The organism is Roseixanthobacter pseudopolyaromaticivorans, assembly GCF_043195145.2.
In the GTDB taxonomy this organism is placed as follows: domain Bacteria; phylum Pseudomonadota; class Alphaproteobacteria; order Rhizobiales; family Xanthobacteraceae; genus NCEH01.
The window spans coordinates 91,739-117,740 of the sequence record NZ_CM195539.1; the positions used below are offsets into that span (position 1 = coordinate 91,739).

The 26,002-nt window shown below is 67.3% G+C and carries 22 protein-coding genes; 8 read left to right on the plus strand and 14 right to left on the minus strand.

Annotated features, from left to right (window positions below):
• Window positions 1–248: 248 nt before the first annotated feature.
• The 8 genes from V5F68_RS00440 to V5F68_RS00475 all read right to left on the minus strand — a co-directional run bounded on the left by V5F68_RS00440 (window position 249) and on the right by V5F68_RS00475 (window position 8,752).
• A complete protein-coding gene (locus V5F68_RS00440; RefSeq protein WP_394012704.1) occupies window positions 249–791 on the minus strand; it encodes a flavin reductase family protein in 543 nt (180 codons plus the stop codon).
• Between the two features lie 63 nt (window positions 792–854).
• Complete coding sequence (locus V5F68_RS00445; RefSeq protein ID WP_394012703.1) at window positions 855–1,427, minus strand: carboxymuconolactone decarboxylase family protein; 573 nt, start codon at window positions 1,425–1,427, stop codon at window positions 855–857.
• Window positions 1,411–2,487: an ABC transporter ATP-binding protein gene (locus tag V5F68_RS00450; RefSeq protein WP_394012702.1), complete on the minus strand. Its 1,077-nt coding sequence runs from the start codon at window positions 2,485–2,487 to the stop codon at window positions 1,411–1,413. Before V5F68_RS00450 ends, V5F68_RS00445 begins: the two co-directional genes overlap by 17 nt.
• Window positions 2,447–3,478: an ABC transporter ATP-binding protein gene (locus V5F68_RS00455; RefSeq protein WP_394012701.1), complete on the minus strand. Its 1,032-nt coding sequence runs from the start codon at window positions 3,476–3,478 to the stop codon at window positions 2,447–2,449. The genes V5F68_RS00450 and V5F68_RS00455 overlap by 41 nt, the downstream gene beginning before the upstream one ends.
• Window positions 3,475–4,359: an ABC transporter permease gene (locus V5F68_RS00460; RefSeq protein WP_394012700.1), complete on the minus strand. Its 885-nt coding sequence runs from the start codon at window positions 4,357–4,359 to the stop codon at window positions 3,475–3,477. Before V5F68_RS00460 ends, V5F68_RS00455 begins: the two co-directional genes overlap by 4 nt.
• Before the next feature lie 2 nt (window positions 4,360–4,361).
• Window positions 4,362–5,336 carry an ABC transporter permease gene (locus V5F68_RS00465; RefSeq protein WP_394012699.1) on the minus strand — a complete coding sequence of 325 codons (975 nt, stop codon included), beginning with the start codon at window positions 5,334–5,336 and terminating at the stop codon, window positions 4,362–4,364.
• Between the two features lie 9 nt (window positions 5,337–5,345).
• Window positions 5,346–6,974 carry an ABC transporter substrate-binding protein gene (locus tag V5F68_RS00470; RefSeq protein WP_394012698.1) on the minus strand — a complete coding sequence of 543 codons (1,629 nt, stop codon included), beginning with the start codon at window positions 6,972–6,974 and terminating at the stop codon, window positions 5,346–5,348.
• 146 nt (window positions 6,975–7,120) lie between these two features.
• Complete coding sequence (locus tag V5F68_RS00475; RefSeq protein ID WP_394012697.1) at window positions 7,121–8,752, minus strand: ABC transporter substrate-binding protein; 1,632 nt, start codon at window positions 8,750–8,752, stop codon at window positions 7,121–7,123.
• Between the two features lie 111 nt (window positions 8,753–8,863).
• Between V5F68_RS00475 and V5F68_RS00480 the strand changes: the two genes are divergently transcribed.
• The 5 genes from V5F68_RS00480 to V5F68_RS00500 all read left to right on the plus strand — a co-directional run bounded on the left by V5F68_RS00480 (window position 8,864) and on the right by V5F68_RS00500 (window position 15,637).
• Window positions 8,864–10,117 (plus strand): SfnB family sulfur acquisition oxidoreductase, encoded by a 1,254-nt coding sequence (locus V5F68_RS00480; protein WP_394013042.1) that lies wholly within the window; start codon window positions 8,864–8,866, stop codon window positions 10,115–10,117.
• A 10-nt stretch (window positions 10,118–10,127) separates the two neighbouring features.
• Window positions 10,128–11,390: an SfnB family sulfur acquisition oxidoreductase gene (locus V5F68_RS00485; protein WP_394012696.1), complete on the plus strand. Its 1,263-nt coding sequence runs from the start codon at window positions 10,128–10,130 to the stop codon at window positions 11,388–11,390.
• A 10-nt stretch (window positions 11,391–11,400) separates the two neighbouring features.
• A complete protein-coding gene (locus V5F68_RS00490) occupies window positions 11,401–12,786 on the plus strand; it encodes an LLM class flavin-dependent oxidoreductase (protein WP_394012695.1) in 1,386 nt (461 codons plus the stop codon).
• Window positions 12,787–12,807: 21 nt separating this feature from the next.
• Window positions 12,808–13,998 carry an FMNH2-dependent alkanesulfonate monooxygenase gene (ssuD, locus tag V5F68_RS00495; RefSeq protein WP_394013041.1) on the plus strand — a complete coding sequence of 397 codons (1,191 nt, stop codon included), beginning with the start codon at window positions 12,808–12,810 and terminating at the stop codon, window positions 13,996–13,998.
• A gap of 145 nt (window positions 13,999–14,143) precedes the next feature.
• The gene (locus V5F68_RS00500) at window positions 14,144–15,637 is read left to right on the plus strand and encodes a carboxypeptidase M32 (protein ID WP_394012694.1); all 1,494 of its coding nucleotides are present in this window, start codon (window positions 14,144–14,146) and stop codon (window positions 15,635–15,637) included.
• Window positions 15,638–15,684: 47 nt separating this feature from the next.
• On the opposite strand, the gene V5F68_RS00505 is transcribed toward V5F68_RS00500, so the two are convergent.
• The 5 genes from V5F68_RS00505 to V5F68_RS00525 all read right to left on the minus strand — a co-directional run bounded on the left by V5F68_RS00505 (window position 15,685) and on the right by V5F68_RS00525 (window position 21,588).
• Entirely contained in the window at window positions 15,685–17,211 is a 1,527-nt protein-coding gene (locus V5F68_RS00505) for an AMP-binding protein (protein WP_394012693.1), read from the minus strand.
• A gap of 8 nt (window positions 17,212–17,219) precedes the next feature.
• The gene (locus tag V5F68_RS00510; RefSeq protein ID WP_394012692.1) at window positions 17,220–18,200 is read right to left on the minus strand and encodes a quinone oxidoreductase family protein; all 981 of its coding nucleotides are present in this window, start codon (window positions 18,198–18,200) and stop codon (window positions 17,220–17,222) included.
• A gap of 58 nt (window positions 18,201–18,258) precedes the next feature.
• The gene (mmsB, locus tag V5F68_RS00515) at window positions 18,259–19,167 is read right to left on the minus strand and encodes a 3-hydroxyisobutyrate dehydrogenase (protein WP_394012691.1); all 909 of its coding nucleotides are present in this window, start codon (window positions 19,165–19,167) and stop codon (window positions 18,259–18,261) included.
• Between the two features lie 239 nt (window positions 19,168–19,406).
• Window positions 19,407–20,609 (minus strand): ABC transporter substrate-binding protein, encoded by a 1,203-nt coding sequence (locus V5F68_RS00520; protein ID WP_394012690.1) that lies wholly within the window; start codon window positions 20,607–20,609, stop codon window positions 19,407–19,409.
• 154 nt (window positions 20,610–20,763) lie between these two features.
• The gene (locus tag V5F68_RS00525; RefSeq protein WP_394012689.1) at window positions 20,764–21,588 is read right to left on the minus strand and encodes an enoyl-CoA hydratase/isomerase family protein; all 825 of its coding nucleotides are present in this window, start codon (window positions 21,586–21,588) and stop codon (window positions 20,764–20,766) included.
• 126 nt (window positions 21,589–21,714) lie between these two features.
• On the opposite strand from V5F68_RS00525, the gene V5F68_RS00530 reads away from it, so the two are divergent.
• On the plus strand, window positions 21,715–22,395 hold the full coding sequence (locus tag V5F68_RS00530; protein ID WP_394012688.1) for a GntR family transcriptional regulator: 681 nt from the start codon (window positions 21,715–21,717) through the stop codon (window positions 22,393–22,395).
• Between the two features lie 81 nt (window positions 22,396–22,476).
• On the plus strand, window positions 22,477–23,964 hold the full coding sequence (locus V5F68_RS00535; protein ID WP_394012687.1) for an aldehyde dehydrogenase family protein: 1,488 nt from the start codon (window positions 22,477–22,479) through the stop codon (window positions 23,962–23,964).
• Here the strand turns inward: V5F68_RS00535 and V5F68_RS00540 are convergent.
• On the minus strand, window positions 23,942–24,880 hold the full coding sequence (locus V5F68_RS00540) for a LysR family transcriptional regulator (protein WP_394012686.1): 939 nt from the start codon (window positions 24,878–24,880) through the stop codon (window positions 23,942–23,944). The genes V5F68_RS00535 and V5F68_RS00540 overlap by 23 nt on opposite strands.
• 120 nt (window positions 24,881–25,000) lie before the next feature.
• Here V5F68_RS00540 and V5F68_RS00545 point away from each other — a divergent pair, with 120 nt between their 5' ends.
• A complete protein-coding gene (locus tag V5F68_RS00545; RefSeq protein WP_394012685.1) occupies window positions 25,001–25,996 on the plus strand; it encodes an ABC transporter substrate-binding protein in 996 nt (331 codons plus the stop codon).
• Window positions 25,997–26,002 lie beyond the last annotated feature (6 nt).

Genomic DNA, 26,002 nt, shown 5'->3' on the forward strand with positions numbered 1-26,002 from the left:
ATCCCTCTTCATAAACATAGTGTTGCTGGCCCGCGACGAAGGCCGCGTGCTGTCGAAATCGCGTTTTCAGGCAAGAAGAGTTTTAGTTCGGCGCGGAATTTAATCGGCGCAAAGCCAAGTCATCTGGCTGTCTATCGACCAGCTGAATATAGACCCTCGGCGGCAAAACACAAGGGCAATGGAAAAATCTATCCGCGCGGCCCTGTCCATGGCCGGAACGGCGCGGCCCGGGGCCGCGCGCCGGCCGCTCAAAGCGCGAGCGTGCGGTAGTCCCCGGCCCAATAGGCGAGGGGCGCGGCATTCTCGGTGATGCGGGCGCTCACCACCCGGCCGAGCACGATGAGATGGGAATGCCGCTCGATCGCTTCTTCCAGCTCGCAATCGAAAGAGGCCAGCGCATCCGCCAGCACCGGCGCGCCGGTTTCAAGTTTGGTCCAGGTCGCGCCTGCATAGCGCGCGGCCCCCTTCACGCCGTCCTTGCCGGCGAACTGGTCGGCGAGAAAGCGGTGATGCGGGCGCAGCACGTTGATCGCGAAGCTGCGCCGCCGGGCAAGTTCCGCGCGGGCGGAGGCGGCCTTGTTCACGCACACGATCAGCGTCGGCGGATCGACGCTGAGCGAGGAGACGGAAGTGGTGGTCAGGCCGTTGCGGCTGTCCCCCTCCCCGACGGTGAGAATGCTTGCGGCGCCCGCCAGCTTGCGCATGGCGGCGCGATAGGCCAGCGCGACGGTCGCCGGTTCGCTCGTCGCGGGATGGGGCCGGGCGGGCTGGGCGTGGGAATGGGCATTCATGGCAAGACTCGGTTCGATTTCATTCAGATGGCGTCGGCGCTCCGGCGCCGCAAGGCTGGGGCCTCAGGCGGCGGCGGAATGGTCCGGCGGGGTCAGCTCGAGGGCGAGGACATCCTCTTCCACATCGATCCGCAGGGCTTCGTTGAAGCGGCTGAAGAAGGCGCACAGCGCCGCCCGCACCGTCAGCTCCACGATCTGGGCCTCGCTGAAATGGGCGCGCAGGCCTTCGAACAGGGCGTCGGAGACGCGCCGGGCCTCCCGGCTCACCTGCACCGCGTAGTCGCGCACCAGATGGTCGAGCGCGTCGAAGCCCGGCACCTGCGCCTCCAGGATGCGGTCGGCGGCATCGAAGGGCAGCCCTTCCGCGATCAGGCGCGGGGCGTGGTGGGAAACGCAATAGGCGCACGCATTGGCGGCCGAGGCGGCCACCAGGACGATTTCCAGATGGCGCTTCGAGATCAGCGCATCCGCCTTGGAGTCCAGCAGCAGGCCGAAGATGTGCTCCAGCGCCGGCGGGCGATGGGCGAACACGCGCAGCATGTTGCCGAACGGGCCGTATTCGCCCTGGATGCGGGCATAGATCTCGTGCGCCCGGCCGCTGGTGTGTTCAAGCTCGATATCAGAGACGCGCGCCATGGGAAGGCTCCGGAATGAGGGTCGCGAGGGGCGCTTGGGCGCGCGCGGCCGGGGGAGGGGCATCGGCGCCGTGCGCCGGCGGAAGATCGAAATGACAGGCCACCCGGTGGCCGTCCTCAAGGGCGCGCAGGGCCGGGGCCTCGCTGCGGCAGCGGGCGGCGGCATGGGGGCAGCGGGTGTGGAAATGGCAGCCGGGGGGCGGCGCATAGGGGCTCGGCAGGTCGCCGGCCAGCGGCGCCGGCCGGCGCACGGGGGCGGGCACGAGGCGCGGCACCGCGTCCAGCAGCGCGCGGGTATAAGGATGCGCCGGCGCCCGGAACAGGGTTTCGCGATCGGCCATTTCGACCACCCGGCCGAGATACATCACCGCCACCCGGTCGCAGATATATTCCACCACCGACAAATCGTGGCTGATGAACAGGAAGGCGATGCCGAGGGTGCGCTGCAGGTCCACCAGCAGGTTGAGGATCTGAGCCTGCACCGAGACGTCGAGGGCCGAGACCGGCTCGTCCAGCACCACCAGCTTGGGGTCGAGCGCGAGCGCGCGGGCAATGCCGATGCGCTGGCGCTGGCCGCCGGAAAATTGATGCGGCTGGCGGCGCGCCGCGTCCTGGGGCAAGCCCACCTTGTCCAGCAGGTCGGCGACCCGCGCGCGCCGCTCGGCCCGCGTTCCGATGCCGTGGATGTGCAGCGGCTCGGCGATCAGCTCGCCCACGCTCCAGCGCGGGTCGAGCGAGGCGAACGGGTCCTGAAACACCATCTGCACCTTGCGCCGCGCCGCGCGCAGTTCGTGGCGGGTGCGATGGGTCACATCCTCCCCGTCCAGGCGGATGCGGCCGGCGCTGGGCGGGATCAGCCGCATGATGGCGCGCCCGAGGGTGGACTTGCCGCAGCCGCTCTCCCCGACGAGGCCGAGCGTTTCGCCGGGCGCGAGCGAGAGCGACACCCCGTCCACCGCATGCACGGTGCCGCGCGCCGTGGAAAACCGCACGGCGAGGTCATCCACGCTGAGGATCGGCTCACGCGCCGACGGCACGAAGGCGGGCAGGTTCTGCAGCATCAATCTCTCCCGCGCGAAGGCAGGCAACGCCGCCACTCTTCGCTGGCATGAGGGGTGGGGTGGCGGCCGCGCAGGCGGGCCGGGCGAAGCCGCAGCGCGGCGCGAAGGCGCAGCCGCCCGGCATCGCCGCAAGGCTCGGCACGGTGCCGGGGATCTCCGTGAGCCGGGTGCGCGTGCGGTCCGCCCCGCCGAGGCGCGGCCGCGCGGCGATGAGGCCGCGGGTGTAGGGATGCAGCGGATCGGCGAACAGGTCCGCGACCGCGCGCTCCTCCACCTTGCGGCCGGCATACATCACCAGCACCCGGTCGGCATGTTCGGCCACCACGCCGAGATCATGGGTGATGAGCACCACCGCCGTGCCGTTCTCGCGCTTCAGCGTGTCGATCAGCTCGAGGATCTGCGCCTGGATGGTCACGTCCAGCGCCGTCGTCGCCTCGTCCGCCACCAGCACAGCGGGAGAGCAGGCGAGCGCCATGGCGATCATCACCCGCTGGCGCATGCCGCCGGACAGGCGATGGGGAAAATCGGCGAAGCGCCGCTCGGCATCGGGAATGCGCACCCGGTGCAGCAATTCGATGGCGCGGCCCCGTGCGGCCTTCGCGGAGACCGTCTCGTGCTCGCGGATGGCCTCCACAATCTGCTCGCCGATGGTCAGCACCGGGTTGAGCGCAGTCATGGGCTCCTGGAAGATCATGGCGATGCGCGCCCCGCGCAGGCGGCGCAGCTCGCCTTCCGGCAGGCCCAGCAGGTTGCGGCCCTCCAGGCGGATGGCGGTGCCGTCCACCACGCCGGGCGGCGGCACGAGGCCGAGCAGGGAAAGCGCCGTCACCGACTTGCCGCAACCGCTTTCGCCGACGATGGCCAGCGTCTCGCCGCGCGCCACCTGGAAGGAGAGGTCGTGCACCGCGCGCAGGGTGCGCGCGCCGGACCGGAAGCCGATGGCGAGATGTTCGACGCTGAGCACGGGATTTTTCGCGGGGATATGGCTCATGCCCGGCGCTCCCCCTTGGGGTCGAGGGCATCGTTCAGCCCGTCGCCCAGCAGGTTGAGCGCCAGCACGGCGGCGACGATGGCGAGGCCGGGCACCGTCGCGACATACCAGTCGGTGCGCAGCACCTCGCGGCCGGCGCCCACCATGCCGCCCCAGCTCACCACATTGGGATCTCCCAGGCCCAGGAATGCGAGGCTGGATTCGGTGAGGATCGCGCTCGCGACCAGGATGGACGAGGAGACGATGATCGGCGCCAGCGTGTTCGGCAGGATGTGCAGGGCGATGATGCGGGCGTCCGAGGCGCCGAGCGCGATCGAGGCCTGCACCAGCTCGCCGTGGCGCAGCTTCAGCACTTCCGCCCGCACGAGGCGCGCCAGGCTGGGCCAGGAGGTGATGCCGATGGCGAACGTGATGGTGGGAATGGAGGGCTGCAGGATCGCCACGATGGCGAGCGCGAACAGGAACGGCGGGATGGTCTGGAACAGCTCGGTGATGCGCATCAGCACCGCGTCCACCCGCCCGCCGTAATAGCCGGCAAGCGCGCCGGTGCCGGTGCCGATCACCAGCGAAACCAGGGTCGCCACCGCGCCGATGAGTAGTGAGACGCGGGCGCCGTGGAAAATGCCGGAGGCAAGGTCGCGCCCCAGCATGTCGGTGCCGAGCGGATAAGCGGGATCGGCGCCCGGCCACAGGAACGGCTGGGCCACCATGTCCAGCGGGTCGTCCGGGAACAGCAGCGGAGCGGAGGCGGCCATGGCGATGATGAGCGCCAGCAGGAGGAGCCCCACCAGCGCCGAGGGGCGGCGCAGCAGGCGCGTCAAAAGCCCGTTGCGGGGCGTGGCGAGGGAGGGCGGCGCGGCCGCCACATCGAGCAGCGACATGGTCAGGCCAATTCGATGCGCGGATCGATGACCGTATAGAGCAGGTCCACCGCGAGATTGACCAGCACCACGACGATGGACGAGCAGAACAGGATGCCCAGCAGCAGGTTCAGGTCGCGCTGGAACAGCGCCTCGAAGGCGAGGCGGCCGAGGCCGGGCCAGGAGAACACGGTTTCCACCAGGATCGCCCCGCCCAGCACCGAGCCCATCTGCACGCCGAGCGTGGTGACGATGGGCAGAAGCGCGTTGCGCAGCACGTGCCGGGCCGCGATGCGCCGTGGCCGCACGCCCTTGGCGCGGGCGGTGCGCACGAAATCCTGCCCGTAGACCTCAAGCATGGAGGCGCGCATCAGCCGCGTGTAGATGGCAAGGTAGAACAGGCCGAGCGTCGCCGCCGGCAGCACCAGATGGTGCGCCACGTCGCGCACATGGTCGAAGCCGGTATAGCCCTTCTCGATGCTCGCCATGCCGCCCACGGGCAGCCAGTCGAGCCCCACTGAGAACACCACAATGAACATGATTCCGATCCAGAACACGGGCGTCGCATAGAACACCAGCGCGAGCGTGGAGATGGCGGTGTCGATTGCCTTGCCGGCATGGCGCGCGGCGATGAAGCCGAGCGTGCCGCCGACGCTGACCGCGAACAGGATGCTGGTGACCATCAGCAGCAGCGTCGCCGGCAGGCGCAGCAACAGCAGTTCCGATACCGGCAGGCCCTGGCGGAAGGAATAGCCGAGGTTGAAGCTGAGGATGTTCTTAAGATACTGGAAAAACTGGATGTAGAGCGGCTGGTCGAGGCCGAACTGCTTGCGCAGCGCCGCCATGTATTCCGGCGTCGCCGAGCCGGCCTCGCCCGCCATCACCTGCGCCGCATCACCGGGCGCAAGATGTAGCAGGAAGAAGTTCACCACGGCGATGCCGAACACCACGAAGGCGAGCTGCGCGAGGCCGCGGCGCAGATAACGGGCTGTCAGCACGGGGCGCCCTCAATTCTGCTTCGGGGCGTCGTCGAACCAGGCGTTCTTGACCGACCCATAGGTCTGGTCGCCTTGGATGACGATGCCCTTCAGATTGGCGGCATGGATCGTGAAGAAGCGCAGTTCCAGCAGTGGCAAGGTGGGCAGATCGCCCACCACGGTGTCCTGGAAGCGATTGAAGATCTCCACCCGCTTGTTCTGGTCGCCCTCGATGGCGGCGCTCTGGATGAGCGCGTCCACCTGCGGGTTGCGATAGCCCGAGCCGTTGGTCCAGGGCGTCTTGGTGCCGAGCCAGCCGGACCAGAAGGCGCGCACCACACCGATCTGCGGATCGGGGAAGGCGCCGTTATAGGAGGAAGAGAGATCGAAATCGCGGTCGGCATAGACGCGCTTAATGAAAGCGGCGGTATCCTGGCTGCGAATATTGACCTCGATGCCCACGCGCTTCAGTGCTTGCTTGATATATTCGCCGGTGCGCTTGTAATCGTCGCCATAGGGCAGGAAATCGTGGGTGATGGAGAAGCGCACGCCGTCCGTGCCGCGCTTGAAGCCTGCGGCATCCAGCAACTCCTCCGCCTTCTTGGGATCGAAGGGATAGCGCGGCACGTTCGCGTCGTGGAAGGTGCGCAGGGTAGAGGGAACCGGGCTGATGGCGGGCTTGCCGAAGCCGAACCACACCACTTTCGCGATGGCCTCGCGATCCAGTGCATGGGCCACCGCATGGCGCACGCGGACATCCTTGAAGTAGGGATTGTCCACATTGAAATCGAGATAGAGCAAAGGCGAGAGCCATTCGTAGCCGCGCGTGTCCACCTTCAGGTTCGGCAGCGCGGCGAGGCGCTCCACGTCGCGGAACGGCACGGGATTGAAGGTGGCGTACTGCGCCTCGCCCTTCTCTAGCGCGGCGGCGCGGGCCGCGGCGTCGGGGATGACGCGGAAGAGGATGCGGTCGAGATAGGGCTTGCCCTCGTCCCAGTAATCGGCATTGCGCTCCAGAAGAATATATTCACCCTTCTTCCACTCCTTGAAGACGAACGCCCCGGTGCCGACCGGCTTGTTGTTGACGGGATTGTTGAGGATATCCGTGCCGTCATAGAGATGCTTCGGCAGGATCGGCGCGCCGACGCCATTGATCACCGCCAGGATCGGCAGGGACGGCTTCGACAGGTGGAGGATCACGGTCTGGTCGTCCGGCGTGTCCACGCTGGTCACGTTCTCGAACAGCGCCTTATTGCGCGGGTGGATGGTCTTCCACACGTTCTCCAGGCTCCACTTCACATCCGCCGCGGTGAACGGCTGGCCGTCGTGCCATTTCACGCCTTTGCGCAGGTGGAAGGTGAAGGTGAGTCCATCGGGCGCCACTTCCCAGGCGGTGGCGAGGGAGGGCTGGGGCTTCAGGTCGAAATCATAGGTGACGAGGCCGTCGAAAATGTTCGCGGCGACGAACTGGGTGGGCTGGGCCGTGTTGTTGGCGGGCGTCAGCGTCACCGGCTCGGGTTGGAGGATGGCCGTCAGCGTGCCGCCGCGCTTCGGCGTTTCGGCAAGCGTTTCGGCGGCGGACGCCGGCAGGCCGAGGGCCGCGGCGAGCGCGAGCGAGGAGCCTGCAGCGAGGAAGAAGCGACGGGTGAAGGCGGCCATGGTCGGGTTTCCGAAAGTCTGTCTGTCTGGTGACGCAGGCACCGGTGCCGTGCGTCGCGATTTGGGGAGCGCTTCCGAGGGTGGGGAATTCCCCCTCCCAACCCTCCCCCGCACGCGGGAGAGGGGGCAGCTGCGGAGTGCTGCGCTCAGTTTGATTTCGCGTCGTCGAACCAGAAGTCGCGGAACGAGCCGTAGACCTGGTCGCCGCGCGGCGTCGGGTGCTTGAGGTTCGCCGCCTCGACGGTGAAGAACTTCAGTTCCACCAGCGGCAGGGTCGGCAGGTCGGTGAGCACGATCTTCTGGAGGTCCTTGAACTCCTGGATGCGCTTCTGCGGATCCGCCTCGCCCTGCACGGCGGCGATCAGCGCGTCCACCTTGGCGTTGCGATAGCCCGAGCCGTTGGTCCAGGGAATGTTCTTGCCGATCGGGCCGGACCAATAGGCGCGGTTGACGCCCACCTGCGGATCGGAGAAGGCGGCGAACCAGGTGATGGCGATGTCGAAATCGCGGTCGCCATAGACGCGCTTGGTATAGGCGGCCGTATCCTGCGAGCGGACATTGGCCTCCACGCCCACGCGCTTGAGCGCCTGCTTCAGATATTCCGCGGTGCGCTTGAAATCGTCGCCATAGGGAATGTAATCGATGTCGAGCGTGAAGCGCACGCCATCGGCGCCGCGCTTGTAGCCCGCCTCGTCCAGCAGCGCCTCGGCCTTCTTGGGATCGAAATCGTAGGCGATCCCGCCGGCGTCGTGGAACGCGGTGAGCGTGGAGGGCACCGGGCTCACGGCGGGCTTGGCGAAGCCGAACCACACCACGTTGGCGATGGTCTTGCGGTCGATGGCATGGGCCAGGGCCTGGCGCACCTTCACATCCTTGATGTTCGCGCGGTCCACGTTGAAATCGGCGAACAGGAAGGGCGAGAGCCACTCATAGCCCTGGGTGGTGACGCGCAGCGACGGCAGCTTGGAGAGCCGCTCGGCATCCTTCAGCGGCACCGGGCTCAGCACGCCATATTGCACCTCGCCCTTCTCCAGCGCGGCGGCGCGGGCCGCGGCGTCGGGGATCACCTTGAAGATCACCTTGTCCAGATAGGGCTTGGTCTTGTCCCAATAATTTGGATTGCGCTCCAGGACGATGTAATTCCCCCGGCTCCATTCCTTGAACACGAACGGGCCGGTGCCAACCGGCTTGTTGTTGTAGGGATTGTTGAGAAGGTCGGTGCCTTCATAGAGGTGCTTGGGCAGCACCTGGGCGCCGTTGGAATTCAGCGAGGAGAGGATCGCCACCGAGGGCTGGCTGAGGTGCAGCACCACGGTCGAATCGTCCGGCGTATCCACCGAGGTCACCTTGCCGAAGATGGCCTGATTGCGCGGGTGGATCTTCTGCCACACCTCCTCCAGCGTCCATTTCACATCCGCCGCGGTGAAGGGCTTGCCGTCGTGCCATTGCACGCCCTTGCGCAGGTGCAGGGTGAAGGTGAGGCCGTCGGCCGAGGTTTCCCAGCTCTCGGCGAGGGCCGGCACGGGGTTCAGGTTGGCGTCGTAATCCACCAGCCCGTCGAAGATGTTGCCGGAAACGACGCCGGTGGGGGCGGCGGTGTTCAGCGCGGCGGTGAGGATCACCGGCTCGGGCTGAATGATAGCGGTCAGCGTGCCGCCCTTGTGGGGTTCCTCGGCCTGCGCGCCGGCCGCCACGAGCGAGAAGCAGGCGGCGGCCAGGACGCTTCGAAATCCGCGTTTCTCTCGTCCCGGTCGCGCTGGATGGCGGCTCTCGCTCACGGCATGTCTCCGAATTACATGGAAAATATGTGTTAAATTATGATAGACATCGGAATTTTGTTTAGTCAATAATGTTCACTGATTTTATCGAATTTATATATTTAGGAGGATCTGGTCGTGAATGATGTGAAGCCCGCCCGCGCAGCGGAGCGCTCCGCCTTCGCGCCGCTGCCAAAGCCTGCCCGGCCGGCGCATGTGGTGGCTTCCGATGCCGAAGCGCTCACCGTGGCGCGGGCGCTCGCCGCCGAATTCGCACCCGGCGCGGCAGCGCGCGATGCGGGGCGGCAATTGCCGATCGCGGAACTCGATCGCTTCTCGCAAAGCGGCCTGTGGAGCGTGAATGTGCCGAAGGCCGAGGGCGGCCCGGCGGTGTCCTATGCGACCCTGGCGCGAATGTTCGCCCTGATCGCGGCCGCGGACGCCTCGATCGCGCAGCTTGCCCAGAACCATCTCAGCATCATCGATCTGATCCGCTTCGATCCGAGCGTGCAGAAGCGGCGTTTCTTCTATCGGGCGGCGCTGGAGGGGCGGCGCTTCGGCAACGCCATTTCCGAGCGCGCCGGCAAGACCATCCTTGATTTTCACACCCGGCTGATCCCGCACGGCGACGGCTTCATCGTGCGGGGCGAGAAATTCTATTGCACCGGCGCGGCCTTCGCCCATCTGGTGCCGGTCAACGCCATCGGCGAGGACGGCAAGGGCCGCCTCGCCTTTCTGGAGCGCGATGCGCCCGGCCTTTCCGTCCTCGACGACTGGACCGGTATCGGGCAGCGCACCACCGCCAGCGGCACCGTCGTTCTCGACGACGTGTTCGTGCCGACGAGCCATGTGATCGAGAGCTATCGCGCCTTCGAGGGGCCCTCGGTGCACGGGCCGGTGGCGCAGATCATCCAGGCGGCGATCGACGCCGGCATCGCGCGCGGCGCGCTGGAGGAAACCATCCGCTTCGTGAAGACCCGCGCCCGCCCCTGGCCCGACAGCGGCGTGGAGGCGGTGGCGCAGGAGCCCTACGTGCTGCGCGACATCGGCGACCTCGCCATCCGCCTGCACGCCGCCGAGGCGGTGCTGGAAGAGGCCGGCCTCGCCATCGACGCCGCGCTTGATCACGAGACCGAGGACAGCGTCGCCCACGCCTCCATCGCGGTGGCCGAGGCGAAGGTGCTCGCCACGGAAATCGCCCTGCTCGCGGGCTCAAAGCTGTTCGAACTGTCCGGCACCCGCGCCGCGCTGGCGCAGGACAATCTCGACCGCTATTGGCGCGACGCCCGCATCCACACCCTGCACGACCCGGTGCGCTGGAAATTCCACGCCATCGGCAATTACGCGCTGAACGGCTTGAAGCCGCCGCGCCATTCCTGGCTGTGAGGAGCGTATCATGAACGCGATCCATCCCTTTCCCGCGCCCGCGGCGTCTTCGCCCGCCGCGCCCGGTCCAGTGCCCGTCCTGGCGGAGCGCGCGACGCCCGCGCACCGCATTGCCAGCGACGCCGAGGCCATCGAGACCGCCCGCGCGCTGGCGCTGGTCTTCGCCCGCGAGGCGAGCGAGCGCGACCGCGAGGGCCGCCTGCCGCTCGCCGAGGTCGAGGCGTTTTCCCAAAGCGGGTTGTGGGCGATCACGGTTCCCAAGGACTATGGCGGCGCCGGTGTTTCGGCCGTCACGCTGGCGGAAGTCATCGCCATCATTTCCGCCGCCGATCCCAATCTCGGCCAGATCCCGCAGAACCATTTCTATCTGGTGGAAGCGCTGCGGCTCGATGCCACCGAGGCGCAGAAGCGCTTCTTCTTCTCCCGCGTGCTGGCGGGCGACCGCTTCGGCAATGCGCTGTCCGAGCGCGACGCCAAGCGCCAGGGGCAGATCGCCACCACCGTGCTGCCGGAAGGCGCGGGCCATGTGGTGAACGGGCGGAAATTCTATTCCACCGGCGCGCTGTTCGCCCATTGGATCGTCGTCACCGCGCTCAATTCCGCCGGCAAGCGGGTGCTCGTCTTCCTTCCGCGCGGCGCGCAGGGGCTGACGCTCGTGAACGACTGGGCCAGCTTCGGCCAGCGCACCACGGCCAGCGGCACCACCAGCTTCGACAATGTGCGCGCGACGGACTTCGAGATCGTGCCACATTATCAGGCGTTCGAGCGCCCGACCCCCATGGGCGCGGTCGCGCAGATCATGCACGGCGCCATCGAGGTGGGCATCGCGCGCGGCGCGCTTGCCGAGACCGTCGCCTTCGTGCGCACCCATTCGCGGCCCTGGGCCGACAGCGGCAGGGAGCACGCCTGGGAAGACCCGTACGTGATCTCCGATATCGGCGATATCCGCGTGCGCATCCGCGCCGCCGAGGCGCTGCAGCGCCGGGCCGGGCGTATCATCGACGAGGCCTTCCTCGATCCCGAGGCCCGCTCGGTCGATGCCTCCATCGCGGTGGCGGAACTGAAGGTGGCGGCCACCGAGGCGGCGCTGCATGCGGCGAACAAATTGTTCGAGCTCTCCGGCACGCGCTCCACCCTCACCAGCCTCAATCTCGACCGGTATTGGCGCAACTCCCGCACCCACACGCTGCACGATCCGGTGCGCTGGAAATATCACGTGGTGGGCAATTACTGGCTGAACGGTGTCGCCCCGCCCCGCCACGGTGCTGTGTGAGGCCGCGATCATGAGCAACGAGATCCGCTTCAACGCCTTCGCCATGAATTGCGTCGGGCACCAGTCGCCCGGCCTGTGGCGCCACCCGCGCGACCGCTCGGGCGAATACAACACGCTGCGCTATTGGATCGACCTCGCGCGCATCCTGGAGCGCGGCCTGTTCGACGGGCTCTTCCTCGCCGATGTGCTGGGCGTCTACGATGTCTATGGCGGCACGCCGGACGCCGCGCTGCGCAACGCCACCCAGGTGCCGGTCAACGATCCCTTGATGATCGTGCCGGCCATGGCGGCGGTCACCGCGCATCTCGGCTTCGGCGTCACCTCCACCTTGTCCTACGAGCCGCCCTATCCGTTCGCGCGGCGCATGAGCACGCTCGACCATCTCACCGAGGGACGCGTCGGCTGGAATATCGTCACGGGCTATCTCAACAGCGCCGCAAAAGGCATGGGGCTCACCCGGCAGAAAGCCCATGACGACCGCTACGACGTGGCGGACGAATATATGGACGTGGTCTACAAGCTCTGGGAAGGATCGTGGGACGACGAGGCGGCGGTGCGCGACCGCGTGCGCGGCGTCTTCACCGACCCCGCCAAGGTGCATGCGGTGCATCACGACGGGCCGAATTTCCGCCTCGACGCGATCCATCTTTCCGAGCCATCGAAACAGCGCACGCCGGTGCTCTACCAGGCCGGCACCTCGCCGAAGGGGCGCAGCTTCGCCGGGCGCCATGCGGAGGCGGTGTTCGTCTCCGGCCCCTCGGTCCAGGTCATCGCCCCGCGCGTCGCGGCGCTGCGGCAGGCGGCGGTGGAGAACGGCCGCGCGGCGCGCGACGTGAAGGTGTTCGCGCTCGCGACGGTGATCCTCGGCGAGAGCGAGGCGCAGGCCCGGGCGAAGCTCGAAGACTATCGCCGCTACGTGAGCCTGGAGGGCGCGCTGACCCTCTATTCCGGCTGGACCGGGGTGGATTTCTCCACCTATGCGCTCGACCAGCAGGTGCGGCACATTCAGAACGAAGCCGGCCGCAGCGCCATGGACAACATGACCCGCGCCGATCCGAGCCGCGTGTGGACGGTGCGGGAAGTGGCCGAGCACGTGGGCATCGGTGGCGTCGGCCCGGTGTTTGTCGGCGATCCCGCACAGGTGGCGGACGCGCTCGAAGCGTTCGCGGACGCCACCGGCATCGACGGCTTCAACCTCGCCTATGTGGTGGCGCCGGAGACCTTCGCGGACATCGCGGACCTGTTGGTGCCCGAGCTGCAGCGGCGCGGCCGCTACAAACGGGCCTATGCGCCCGGAACCCTGCGGGAAAAGCTCACGGGGGGCGGCCCGCGCCTCGCCGCGCCCCATCCCGCCGCCGCCCATCGCCGCCCGGCCTTCGCTTCGGCCGCCGAATGAATTCGCACTGAGAGTTGCATGATGACTGAAACGTCTTCCCTCGTTCCCGCCACCGAAGCCAATGTGCTCTGGTTCCTTCCCACCCATGGCGACGGGCATTATCTCGGCACGTCCTATGGCGCGCGGGAGGTCTCGCTCGGCTATCTGCGCCAAGTGGCGCAGGCGGCGGACCAACTCGGCTATTTCGGCGTGCTCATTCCCACCGGGCGCTCGTGCGAGGACAGCTGGATCGTCGCCTCCGCGCTCGCCCCGCTGACCGAGAAGCTGCGCTATCTCATCGCCGTGCGCCCCGGCCTGCTGGAGCCGGCGGTGGCGGCGCGCATGACGGCGACGCTGGACCGCATCTCCAACGGACGCGTGCTCATCAATGTGGTGACCGGCGGCGATCCGGTGGAGAACCGGGGCGACGGCTTCTTCCTCGACCATGGCGAGCGCTATGAGGTGACCGCCGAATTCCTCGACATCTATGCCCGCCTGCTGAAGGGCGAAGATGTAACCTTCACCGGCAAGCATCTGAAGGTGGAGGGCGGCAAGCTGCTCTATCCGCCGGTGCAGCAGCCCCACCCGCCGCTGTTCTTCGGCGGCTCCTCCGAGCCGGCGCTGGATGTGGCGGCGAACCAGATCCAGAAATATCTCACCTGGGGCGAACCCCCGGCGCAGGTGGCCGAGAAGATCGCCGACCTGCGCCAGCGCGCTGCCAAGGCCGGCCGCGAACTGAGCTTTGGCATCCGCCTGCACGTGATCGTGCGCGACACCAATGAGGAAGCCTGGGCCGCTGCCGACAAGCTGATCCAGCATGTGGACGACGCCACCATCGCGGAAGCGCAGAAGGTGTTCGCCCGCATGGATTCGGTGGGCCAGCAGCGCATGACGCGCCTGCACGGCGGGCGGCGCGACAAGCTGGAGGTTTCGCCCAATCTCTGGGCCGGCGTCGGTCTGGTGCGCGGCGGCGCCGGCACGGCGCTGGTGGGCGATCCGCAGACGGTCGCCGAACGCATGAAGGAATATATGAGCCTCGGCATCGATACCTTCGTGCTCTCCGGCTATCCGCACCTGGAAGAGGCCTATCGCTTCGCCGAGGGCGTGTTCCCCCTGCTGCCGCTCGCCGCGACCACCGGCCGCCCGGCGGTGCACACGCCCCATCGCGGGCCGTTCGGCGAGATGATCGGCAATACCATCCTGCCCCAGCAACGTCGCGTCAGCGCGTCCTGATCCCCTCGGACGCGCCGTCCGCCGGGGCCGCGGGGCGGCGCGGCCCCGGCGATTTGCGCGGGGTTGCGGGACAAGGTCGAGATCGGCGGAAAAGTGGGCTATCACGGTGCGGCGCGCGCGGAACCGCGCAGCCGAGGAAATTGTGATGACCGCCTATTCCGATCTCTCCGCCCATTTCGATCGCATTTCCGCTCTGTCCAACGCCGTCGGCATCCTGCAATGGGACACTTCGGCCATGATGCCGAGGGGGGCCTCCGCCACCCGCTCCGAGAGCATGGCGCTGCTGCAGGTGCTGCGCCACGGCATGGTGACCGACGCGCGCATCGGCGACTGGCTCGATCGCGCCGAGGAAGACAACGCCCTCGGCGCCTGGGAGCGGGCGAACCTGCGGGAGATTCGCCGGATCTGGACCGTGGAAACCGCGCTGCCGCCGGATCTGGTGGAAGCCTCCAGCAAGGCGGTCTCGGCCTGCGAGATGGCTTGGCGCCAGGCGCGCGCGGATGCCGATTTCAAGGCGCTGCTGCCCTATCTCTCCGAAGTGCTGAAGCTCCAGCGCGAGATCGGCCGCGCCAAGGGCGAAAAGCTCGGCCTGTCCGCCTATGACGCGTTGCTGAATGATTACGAGCCCGGCGGCCATTCCGCGCGCATCGACGCCCTGTTCGACGATCTCGCCGACTTCCTGCCCGGCTTCACCGAGGATGTGCTGGCGATCCAGGCCCGCCGGCCCGCCGACCGCATGCTGGAAGGGCCGTTCGCGGTGGAGGCACAGCGCGCGCTGGGCATCCGCATGATGGGCGTGGTGGGATTCGATTTCGAGCGCGGCCGCCTCGATGTTTCCACCCATCCGTTCTGCGGCGGTGCCGACAACGACGTGCGCATCACCACCCGCTATAACGAGGCGGATTTCACGAGCGCCCTCATGGGCGTGATGCACGAGACCGGCCATGCGCTCTACGAGCAGGGCCGCCCGCAGGCCTATCTCTCCCAGCCGGTGTCCATGGCGCGCGGCATGAGCGTGCACGAGAGCCAATCGCTGCTGATGGAGATGCAGGCCTGCCGCTCGCGCGAATTCATCCGCTATGCTGCCCCGATCATGCGCGAGACCTTCGGCGGCAGCGGGCCGGGCTGGGAGGCGGATGCGCTGTGGCGGCGCTATACCCGGGTCGAGCGCGGCTTCATCCGCGTCGATGCGGACGAGGTGACCTATCCCGCCCATGTGATCCTGCGCTATCGCCTGGAGAAGGCGCTGATCGCCGACACCATGCCCTTGTCCGAATTGCCCGCCGCCTGGAACGCGGGCATGCAGGAGCTGCTTGGCGTGACGCCGCCGGATGATCGCCTGGGCTGCCTCCAGGACATCCACTGGCCGAGCGGCGGCTGGGGTTATTTCCCCACCTATACGCTCGGCGCCATGACGGCGGCGCAGGTGTTCGACGCCGCCTGCAAGGCCGATGCGGATATTCTGCCGGGCATCGGCACAGGCGATTTCACCCCTCTGGTAGCGTGGCTGCGGGCCAACATCCACAGCCAGGGCTCGCTCTACGAGACCGACGAGCTGCTCACCCGCGCCACCGGCCGGCCGCTGGATGCCGCCGTGTTCAAGGCCCACCTCATCCGCCGCTACGCCAGCGAGGGATAGGATCGGGGCTCACGGCCGGTAGCGGCCGAGACCGAGGCCGGCCGCGATCAGGCCGCGTCGCTGCCGTCCTGGAAGATCCCGGCATGGATCCGGCGCAGCTCGGTCTTCTGCACCTTGCCCATGGCATTGCGGGGCAGCGCATCCTGCACGATCACGTGCTTCGGCAATTTGTAGCGGGCCAGCGCGCCGGAGAGGCCGGACAGCAGCGCCGCCGGCTCCGGCGCCGGGAGGCCGGGCTTGCGCTCCACAACGGCGATCACCCCCTCGCCAAAATCGGGATGGGGCACGCCGATCACCGCGCAATCCTCCACCCCGTCGAGCCGGGCGAGGGCGGCTTCCACCTCGCGCGGATAGACGTTGTACCCGCCGGAGATGATGAGGTCCTTCGACCGCCCGACGATGGTGATGCGGCCGTCTGCGTCCATGCGGGCGAGATCGCCGGTGCGGAAGAAGCCGTCCGGGGTGAAGGCCTCGGTGCTCTCCTCGGGCATGCGCCAATAGCCGGCGAACACGTTGGGGCCCCGCAGCACCACTTCGCCCACTTCGCCGCGGGGCATCTCTTCGCCCGCCTCGCCGAAGATGCGCACCTCCACGCCCGGCATGGCATAGCCGACCGTGCCCTGGATGCGGTCGCCGATCAGCGGGTTTGAGGAGATGATCGCGGTTTCCGTGGTGCCGTAGCGCTCCAGAATGGCGTGGCCGGTGCGGTCGCGGAAGGCATCGAAGGTGGCGCCCGAGAGCGGCGCCGAGCCGCTGGTGAACAGGCGCATGCGCCCGCACAGGTCGCGGGTCAGCCGCGGATCGCCCAGCAGGCGCGTGTAGAGCGTCGGCACGCCCATGAACAGGGTGGAGCGGGGCAAAAGGTCGATCACCGGGTCAACCGCGAATTTCGGCAGGAACCAGATGGGCGCGCCGGCGGAGAGCGCGCAATTGATGGCGATGAACAGGCCGTGGGCGTGGAACACCGGCAGCGCATGCAGCAGCACGTCGTCGCCCGTGATGCCCCACAAGGCATTGAGCGCTTCGGCGGCGTGGATGAGGTTGCCATGGGTGATCATCGCGCCCTTGGCGCGGCCCGTGGTGCCGGAGGTGTAGAGGATGGCGGCGAGATCGTCGCGCCCGCGCGGCACGCCCTCGACCAGGGGAAATTGCGCGTCCACCGCATCGCTCAGGCTGCCGCCGCCGGCCGCATCGAGCGTAAAACGCGTGCAGCCTTCCGGCAGATGGGGCGCCAGCGCGGCCATGGCGTGCGGCTGGCCGACGAACACCGTGGGCTCCGCATCGCCGAGGAAGGCCGCCATCTCGTGCGGCGTATAGGCCGTGTTGAGCGGCAGATAGACCGCCCCGGCCTTGAGGCACGCGAGATAGAGCGCCACCGCCGCGCCGCTTTTCTCCACCTGCGCGGCCACCCGGTCGCCGGGCGAAACGCCGGCCGCGCGCAGCACCGCCGCGATGCGCCCGGCGGTGTCGGCGAGCCGCGCGCGGCTCCAGACATCGCTTGCGCCGATGGTCAGGGCGGTCGCCGTGCCGGGGAGCGAGGCGGGGAAGAGGACATCGTAGAGATTGGCAGACATCTTAGCGCTCACGGCACGAGCACGATGGAGCCGGTGGTGCGCCGCGCCTCCAGTTCGCGATGCACCCGCGCGGCCTCCGCGAGGGGGGCGCTGAGCCCGATCTCCACCTTGATTGCGCCGGACAGCAGGGCCCCGAACACACCCTGCGCCAGGGCGAGGATGCTCGCGCGATCCTTGACGAAGGTGGCGAGCGTGGGCTTGGCGAGGAACAGCGAGCCCTTCTGCGCGAGCACGCTGATATCGAGCGGCGGCACGGGCCCGCTCGCCTGGCCGAAATTCACCATCATGCCGAGCGGCCGCAGCGTATCGAGCGACTTGTCGAACGTATCGCGGCCGATGGAATCGAACACCGCATCCACCCCCGCGCCATCGGTGAAGGCGCGGGCCTCAGCGACGAAATCCTCTTCGCCCGTCACCACCACATGGGCACAGCCCGCCGCACGGGCGACTTCCGCCTTGCCGGCCGAGCCCACGGTGCCGATGACCTTGGCGCCGAGATGGGTCGCCCACTGGCACAGGATGCGCCCGACCCCGCCGGCGGCCGCATGCACCAGGATCGTGTCGCCGGCTTTCACCGGATAGATGCGATGGATGAGATAGAAGGCTGTGGCGCCTTTCAGAAGGGCGGCCGCGGCGGTGGCATCGTCGATGCCGTCCGGGATTTTCAGCGCCCGCCAGGCGGGGAGGATGCGCCGCTCCGCATAGGCGCCGAGCACGTTCCAATAGGCGACGCGGTCGCCCACTGCGAGGTCCGTCACGTCCGGCCCCACCTGCTCGACGATGCCCGCCGCCTCGACGCCCAGGGTGGCGGGGCGCGGGATGAGATATTGGCCGGAGGTGACGGAGCGGTGATAGGTATCCACCAGATTGACGCCGATGGCGGTGTGCCGCAGCAGCACCTCGCCGGCGCCGGGGGCGGGCAGCGTCACCTCCTCCAGCTTCAGCACGTCGGGGCCGCCGGCCTCGTGGACGCGGATCGCCTTGCTCATCTGCCTGCTCCGGTTTGGGGCAAAAACGCCGCATCCGCATGGGACGCGGCGGCTTGGGTCAGCTCTTCTGCGGCGCGGCCATGCGGCCGGACAGCAGGTTGAACACGCAGCTGAAGTCGCGGTCGCCATAGCCGGCGGCCACGACCATCTGGTAGATGGCGGCGGAAGCCCCGGCAAGCGGCGTCGCCGCGCCGCCCGCGCCCGCTGCCTGCTGGGACAGGCGCATGTCCTTCAGCATCATGGCGGCGGTGAAACCGGGCGCATAATCGCGATTGGCCGGTGAGGTCGGCACCGGGCCGGGCACCGGGCAATAGGATTGCAGCGCCCAGCAATTGCCCGACGACTTGGTGATCACGTCATAGACGGTCTGGTTGTCGAGCCCGAGCTTCTCGGCGAGCGTAAACACCTCGCTGATGGCCACCATGGTCATGCCGGACATCATGTTGTTGCAGATCTTCAGCGCCTGCCCGAGGCCGGAATCCCCCACATGGAAGAAATTGGCGCCCATGCCTTCCAGGATCGGCAGCGCGCGCGCATAGGCCGCCTTGGTGCCGCCCACCATGAAGGTGAGCCGGCCCGCCTCCGCCGCCGGTACCGCGCCAGAAACGGGCGCATCCACCATGTCGAAGCCGGCGGCGGCAGCAGCCTTGCCGACCGCCCGCGCGCTGTCCACGTCGATGGTGGAGCTGTCGATCAGGATCGCCCCCTTGGAAGCGCTGGCGAGGATGCCGCCCGGCCCCTCGTAGACCTCGCGCACATGCTTGCCCGTGGGCACCATGGTGACGATTGCGTCTGCCCCGGCGACCGCTTCCGCGATGCTGGCGGCGGCGCGACCGCCTTCCGCGACCAAAGCCTCGCGGGCCGCCTGCGAGAGATCGAACCCGGTGACGGCGTGGCCGGCCTTGATGAGGTTTCGGCTCATGGGCCGGCCCATATTGCCGAGCCCGATGAAGGTGACGTTTGGCATTTCAACTCCCCTTAGAGCGTATCGGGACCGTGCGGCGGCAGGTTTCGCCTGCTTGCTCTCGCCGCCTGCAAGCCCGGCTTCGCGCCGGCCTGCGGACAGCTCCGCGCGTGTCCCCTCGGACAATCCGTTCAGGCCGTCGGGGCTGGATAGGCGAACCCCGTCGTGACGACGGCGTACCCCCATCCAGCCCCGCATGCGCCGGCCTCAGCGCATTTTGAAACGGCTTTCCGCCGTCTTTCTCACTTCTTCACCAGCGGGCACTTGCTTTCCGACAGAGGCATGGTGGCCTCGGCGGCGGGAATGGTGCGCAGGATCTTGTAATAATCCCAGGGATACTTGGATTCGCTCGGATCCTTCACCTGGATCAGGTACATGTCGTGCTCCATGCGGCCGTCGGCGCGGACTTTGCCGTTGGTGACGAAGAAGTCGTTCACCGGCATCTCGCGCATCTTCTCGGCGACCACCTTGCCGTCGTCGCTGTTCGCCGCCTGCATGGCCTTGAGATAGTGCAGGACCGAGGAATAGACGCCGGCCTGGATCATGTCCGGCATCCGGCCGGTCTTCTTCATGTAGCGCTCGCCGAAGGCGCGGCTGGCGTCGTTGCGGTCCCAATAATAGGCGGTGGTGGCGATCAGGCCCTTGGCGGCCTTGAGGCCGAGGGCGTTGACGTCGCTGATCATGATGGCGAGGCCCACCAGGCGCTGGCCGCCGTCGGTGATGCCGAATTCCGCCGCCTGCTTGATGGAATTGATGGTGTCCATGCCGCCATTGGCGAGGCCGATGATCTGCGCCTTAGAGCCCTGCGCCTGCAGCAGGAAGGAGGAGAAGTCCGCAGCCCCGGTCGGATAGCGCACCTGGCCGACCACCGTGCCGCCGCCGGCGGCGACGGTCTTGGCGATGTCGGCGGACATCTGGTGGCCGAACGCATAGTCCACGACCACGAGATACCAGCTCTTGCCGCCGTCCTGCAGCACCGCGCGGGCCGTGCCGACCGCCTGGGAATAGGTGTCCCACGGCCAATGGAAGCCGGTGGGGGAGCAATCCTCATTGGTGAGGCGGGTGGTGGCGGGGCCGGAGGAGAGGGTGATCCTGCCGCGCTCCTTCGCCATGCCCTGCACCGCCAGCGCGACCGCGGAATTCGTCAGGTCGGCGATGGCGAGCACATTCTCCTCGTCGAACCATTTGCGCGCGGTGGCGGCGCCGACGTCGGTCTTGTTCTGATGGTCGGCGGAGAGAATCTCGATCGGCCGCCCGAGGACCTTGCCGCCGAAATCCTCGACCGCCATCTTCGCGGCTTCCACCGAACCGATGCCGCCGAACTCGCTATAGAGGCCCGACTGGTCGTTCAGCACGCCGATGCGGACGGGGCCGTCGGCGGCATTCGCGGCGGTCAGCGCAAGCAGCGACGTGGCTGCGAGCCCCGCGATCAATCCAAGGCGCATGGTTCATCCTCCCAGTTTTGCGGGCGTGACGATCGTCCGCCCGTTTCGTTTCCACCTCGCGCCGGCCGGTCTCTTGCGGACCGCGCGGCTTGTTCTGTTTTCGCGAATCGGCCGTTCTTGCTCGAACCGCCTTCGCCTGTCCGCGGGAGCCCCTTCAGGCCGCCGGCACCTCGTCCTTGAATATGGGAGGGCGCTTTTCCGCCCAGGCGCGCAGGCCTTCCTGCGCTTCTGCCGAGGTCAGGCTCGCATCGAAGCGCGCCTGGATCAACGCTGGGTCGGCCTTGCCCTGGGCCAGCGCATCGAGCGAGGCCTTCAGGCCGCGCAGCGCGCCGGGCGCCCGTTCGGCGCAGGCGGTGGCGAGCGCATCGGCCCGCGCCATCAAGGCGTCGGCCGCCACCAATTCCTGCACGAAGCCGATGCGCAGCATGGCCTGCGCGTCGATGGGCTCGCCGGTGAGGATCAGCAGCTTGGCGGCCGCCGGGCCGAGCCGCTCCACATAGCGGCGCAGGCCGCCGTAATAATATTGGATGCCCAGCCGGGCGGGCGGCATCATCATGCGCGCGCCTTCGACGGCGATGCGGATGTCGCACGCCAGGGCGAAATCGGTGGCGCCGCCATAGACGCTGCCGTTCAGCACGCAGAGGGTCGGGATCTTCACCGCCTCCACCCGATCGCACAGATCGCCGAAGGCGTGGGGCTGGGACGCGCCGCCCGCCTCGAAGCCGCCGATATCGAAGCCGGCGCTGAAGCTCGGTCCGCTCGCGGTGAACATCAGCACCCGCACCGCCCGGTCGCGCTCCACCTCATCCAGCAGCGTCGCGAGATGGGCCAGATCCTCCCGCTGGAAGCGGTTGTGCTGGCGTGGCCGATTGAGGTGGATGCAGGCTTTCGCCCCTGCGATCGACAGGCTCGGCGGGCTGCCTTCATCGCTGTGGCCGGCGCGGGGAGTGGCGGGTCGTTGCCCGTTGGCGTTGGTCATTCTCTCATTTTTGATTTCAAAAAAAATATGAGTCAATCTAAAAAAAATATGTAACCTGCTGTTCGGAATATCCGCCTTGCATCGCGGCGGAGCGGGCGAGACAACACGCAAGGACGACGCGATTTGATGGGCGAACCCGCTGTGCAGAAGATCAACCGGACAGGCGAGATCGCGAAGTGGATCCGGGGCGAGATCGAATCCGGTGCTCTGCCCCCCGGCGCGCGGCTGGAGGAGCGGCCCCTCTCCGAGCGCTTCGGCGTGTCCAAGACGCCGGTGCGCGAGGCGCTGATCCAGCTCGCCTCCCTCGGCCTGGTCGATCTGCGCCAGCGGCGCGGCGCCACCGTCACCGTGCTCAGCGTGGAGCAGGTGGTCTCCATGTTCGAGGTGATGACCGAGATGGAAGGCATGGCCGCCAAGCTGGCGGCGAGCCGCATGCCGCCGGACGACCGCAAGGCGCTCGCCGAAATCCACGCCCAAACCGCCGCGTTCGTGGAACGGGGAGATTCATCCGCGTACGATCTGGCGAACACGCGGTTACATGAGTGCATCTATCGCGGGGCATGCAACGAATACCTTGAATTCAACATCAAGGACATGCGGGCGCGGCTGCGCGTCTACCGCCGCTATCCGTTCCAGAAACCCGGGCGGATCGAGCAGTCCCATCAGGATCACGCACAAATCGTCGATGCCATCCTGCGCGGCGACGGGGCGACCGCCAATTCCATCATGCATGAACACATCACCACGGGCGGGCGCGTGTTCGCCGATCTCGTGGCCCAGATGCCCCGCATATGGGAACAGGGCTGAGCTTCAACACTTTGTAAAAGCGTATGAAACCCGGCGTCACGCCGGGGCGGGGCTTAAGCTTCGCGATCAAGGGAGGATCATATGAACACGGGCGAAAAGACCCTCACCGGCGCGCAGCTGCTGCGTCATCCCATGCTGATCGGCGGCGAATGGGTGTGGGCGGCATCGGGCGAAACCCTCACCGTCGAGAACCCGGCGCGCCGCGAAACGTTTGCCGAGGTGCCCCGGGGCGGTTCCGCAGACGTCGATCTCGCGGTGGACAAGGCATTGGAATCCTTCGCTTCCTGGCGCAAGGTGCCGCCACGCGAGCGGGGGCGGCTGCTGATCAAGATCGCCGACGGCATCGACGCCCGGCACGAGGAGATCGCCCGCACCATCGCCACGGAGACCGGCAACGCCCTGCGCACCCAGGCGCGGCCCGAGACCAGGGCGGCGGCGGAGATGTTCCGCTATTTCGGTGGCCTTTCGGGCGAGCTGAAGGGCGAGACCTTGCCGTTCAACGATGATCTTCTCAGCTACACCCAGCGTGAGCCGCTCGGCGTCGTTGCCGCCGTCATCCCCTGGAATGCTCCGTTCCTGCTGGCGGCGGTGAAGATCGCGCCGGCGCTCTGCGCGGGCAATACCATGGTCATGAAGACCGCCGAAGACGCCCCGCTGGCGGTGCTGATGCTCGCGGAAATCTGCGCCGAGCATCTGCCGCCCGGCGTGGTCAACATGCTCACCGGCACGGGCGCTGAATGCGGCGCTCCGCTCATCAACCACCCGAAGGTGGCGAAGCTGTCCTTCACCGGCTCCACGGCCGTGGGCAAGCTGGTGATGGAGGCCGCCGCGAAGCGGATTCTCCCGGTTTCCTTGGAGCTTGGCGGCAAGAGCCCGTCCATCGTGTTCCCGGATGCGGACGAGGATTGGGTGGTGGAGGGCATCATCGCCGCCATGCGCTTCACGCGGCAGAGCCAATCGTGCACTGCCGGCTCGCGGCTGTTTCTCCATCGCTCCATCTATGACGGCTTCCTGGAGCGGCTCGCCGAAAAGGCCGGCAAGCTGCGGCTCGGCGATCCGCTGGCGGAAGAGACTGACATCGGCGCCATCATCAATGAGAAGCAGTTCAGCAAGGTCCGCGGCTATGTGGAGGAAGGCCTACGCCAGCAGGGCTCGCGCCTCGTCATGGGCGGCCTGCCGGATACTGAGGGGCCGCTGAGCGAAGGCTATTTCATGCGGCCCACCGCGTTTGCCCAGGCGGAAAACGACTGGCGCCTGTCGCGCGAGGAGATCTTCGGGCCGGTGCTGGTGGCGATCCCGTGGGAGGACGAGGCCGAGGTCATCAAGATGGCCAACGACAGCCATTACGGCCTTGCCGCCTATATCTGGACCCACGACATCGGCAAGGCGCTGCGCACCGCCCGCGATGTGGAAGCCGGTTGGGTCCAGATCAACCAGGGGGCCGGGCAACTGCCGGGTCATTCCTATGGCGGCTACAAGCAAAGCGGGCTCGGGCGGGAATTCTCCCTCTCCGCCATGCTGGACAGCTTCACCCAGAGCAAGAACATCACGGTGAATCTGACCCGCTGAAAGCGGCGGGGCGGGCGGACACGCTGACCTGGGCCTTCAGTTCCTTGATGAAGGCGTCCACCAGCGGCTGCTCGCCCTTCAGCCGGCGCGTCGCGACGAAATGCGCGGATTCAAAGCCGTAGCTCTCGGGCTTCAGGGCCCGCATCTCGCCGCGCCGTGCCCAGTCGTCGCCCATGTGGCGCGGCAGATAGCCGATGAAATGACCGGACAGGATCATCATCACCTGCGCCTCCATCTGCACGATGGAGCCGCTCGCGCGCGGATGATTGACCCGGTACAGGTCGTCGAGGTGGCGATAGCGGCGCACGGAAAACAAGGCCGCCTCGATTTGGGCGTGCTGCATCTGGCGCGGCGGAATTTTGAACAGCGGATGGCCTTTCCCGCAATAGAGGGCGTGCGGCTCGCGGTGCAGCGGAATGTAGGTGATGCCCGGCACCTTCTGCGAGAACGGGCCGATGACGACGTCGCGGGCGCCGTCCATCAGCGCCTGTTCCAACACCAGCGGCGTGCCGAGCTCCAGGTCCACAAACACTTCGCTCGCGTATTCCATGTAGCGGCCGAGCGCCGTCTGGAGGCCGAGTATGGGGTTGGTGACGACCCCGTCCACGATGCCGAGCCGCAACCGCCCCACAAGCGTGCGCTGGTCGCGGCCGATGCGGCCGTGGAAGGCGTCGATATCGGCGAACAATTGCTTGGCGGCGGCGAAGGTGGATTCACCGAACGGGGTGAGGCGGAAACCGGCGCGCCCGCGCTCGCACAATTGCCCGCCGAGCTTGCGCTCCAGCGCCGCCAGATGCGTCGAGAGGGTGGATTGGGAGAGATTGAGGGTGATTTGCGCGTCCGCAAAGCCGCCCGCCTCGGTCAGGGCCACGAACACCCGCAGCAGGCGCAGGTCGATATTATCCAGACGCCGCACGGGCTTTCCCTCCTTGAGGCCTTTTACATCTAAAGTTCTCGATGTGACGTTTCAATAAAGACGATTTTTCCGGATGTGAATATGCCGGAGCATGCGAGCACCCTCCAAGGAGCGACCGCCATGAGGCATAAAGATCGCATTGCCGCTTTCGCCGTTCTGGGCCTGCTGGCCCTTTCGGCGCCTGCTTCCGCCGCAGACAAGATCCGTGTTCTCGCGCCCACCTGGCCCGGCTTCGCGCCGGTGTTCGTGGCCATGGACAAGGGCTATTTCAAATCCCAAGGCCTCGATGTGGACATGCGGTTCGAGGATGACCGCTCCAACGTCATGGCCGCCATGGCGCGCGGCGATATCGAGGTCGACATGCGCACCGTCGGCGAGCACCAGGGCCGCCCGCGCGATGCCTCCACCCCCGGAATCATCATCGGCACCATCGACAAGTCGGTGGGCGGCGACGGCGTGATCGCGGACGGGTCGATTTCCTCCGTCGCGGCGCTGAAGGGCAAGACCGTGGCCTCCGAGGTCAACATTCCCGGCCGCCTGCTGCTGCAATTGGCGCTGAAAAAGGAGGGGATGACCCTCAAGGATCTCAAGCTCAAGGAGATCGCCACCGCCGATACGGTCGCGGTGTTCGCCGACCCGTCGATCCAGGCGATCGCGACTTATGAGCCGGTCATGTCGCAGGCGATCACCGCCAATGCCAACCGCAAGGGTAAGGTGCTGATCTCTTCCAAGGATAGCGACATCATCGTCGATATCATCGCTGTGCGTCAGGACGATCTGAAGTCGAATCCGAAGAAATATCAGGCGTTCCTGAAGGGGATTTACCAGGCGGTGGATCTCTACAAGAAAAATCCGGCGGAATTCATTAAGCTCGCCGCGCCGCACTTCAATTTGAGCGAGGCCGAGGTGAAGGACATTCTCGACACTTCGCTTGCTTATACCTCGCTTGCGGATGCCGAGACCTATATCGGCACCGCCGGCAAGCCGGGTACGCTCTACACCATCTTCAACACGGTGATGGAGCTGAACCTGGAGAACGGGGCGGCCGACACCAAGCTCGACCCCGCCCAGCAGATCGACCCCTCGGTGGTTTCCGCAATCGCGGGGACGAAGTGAGCGAGC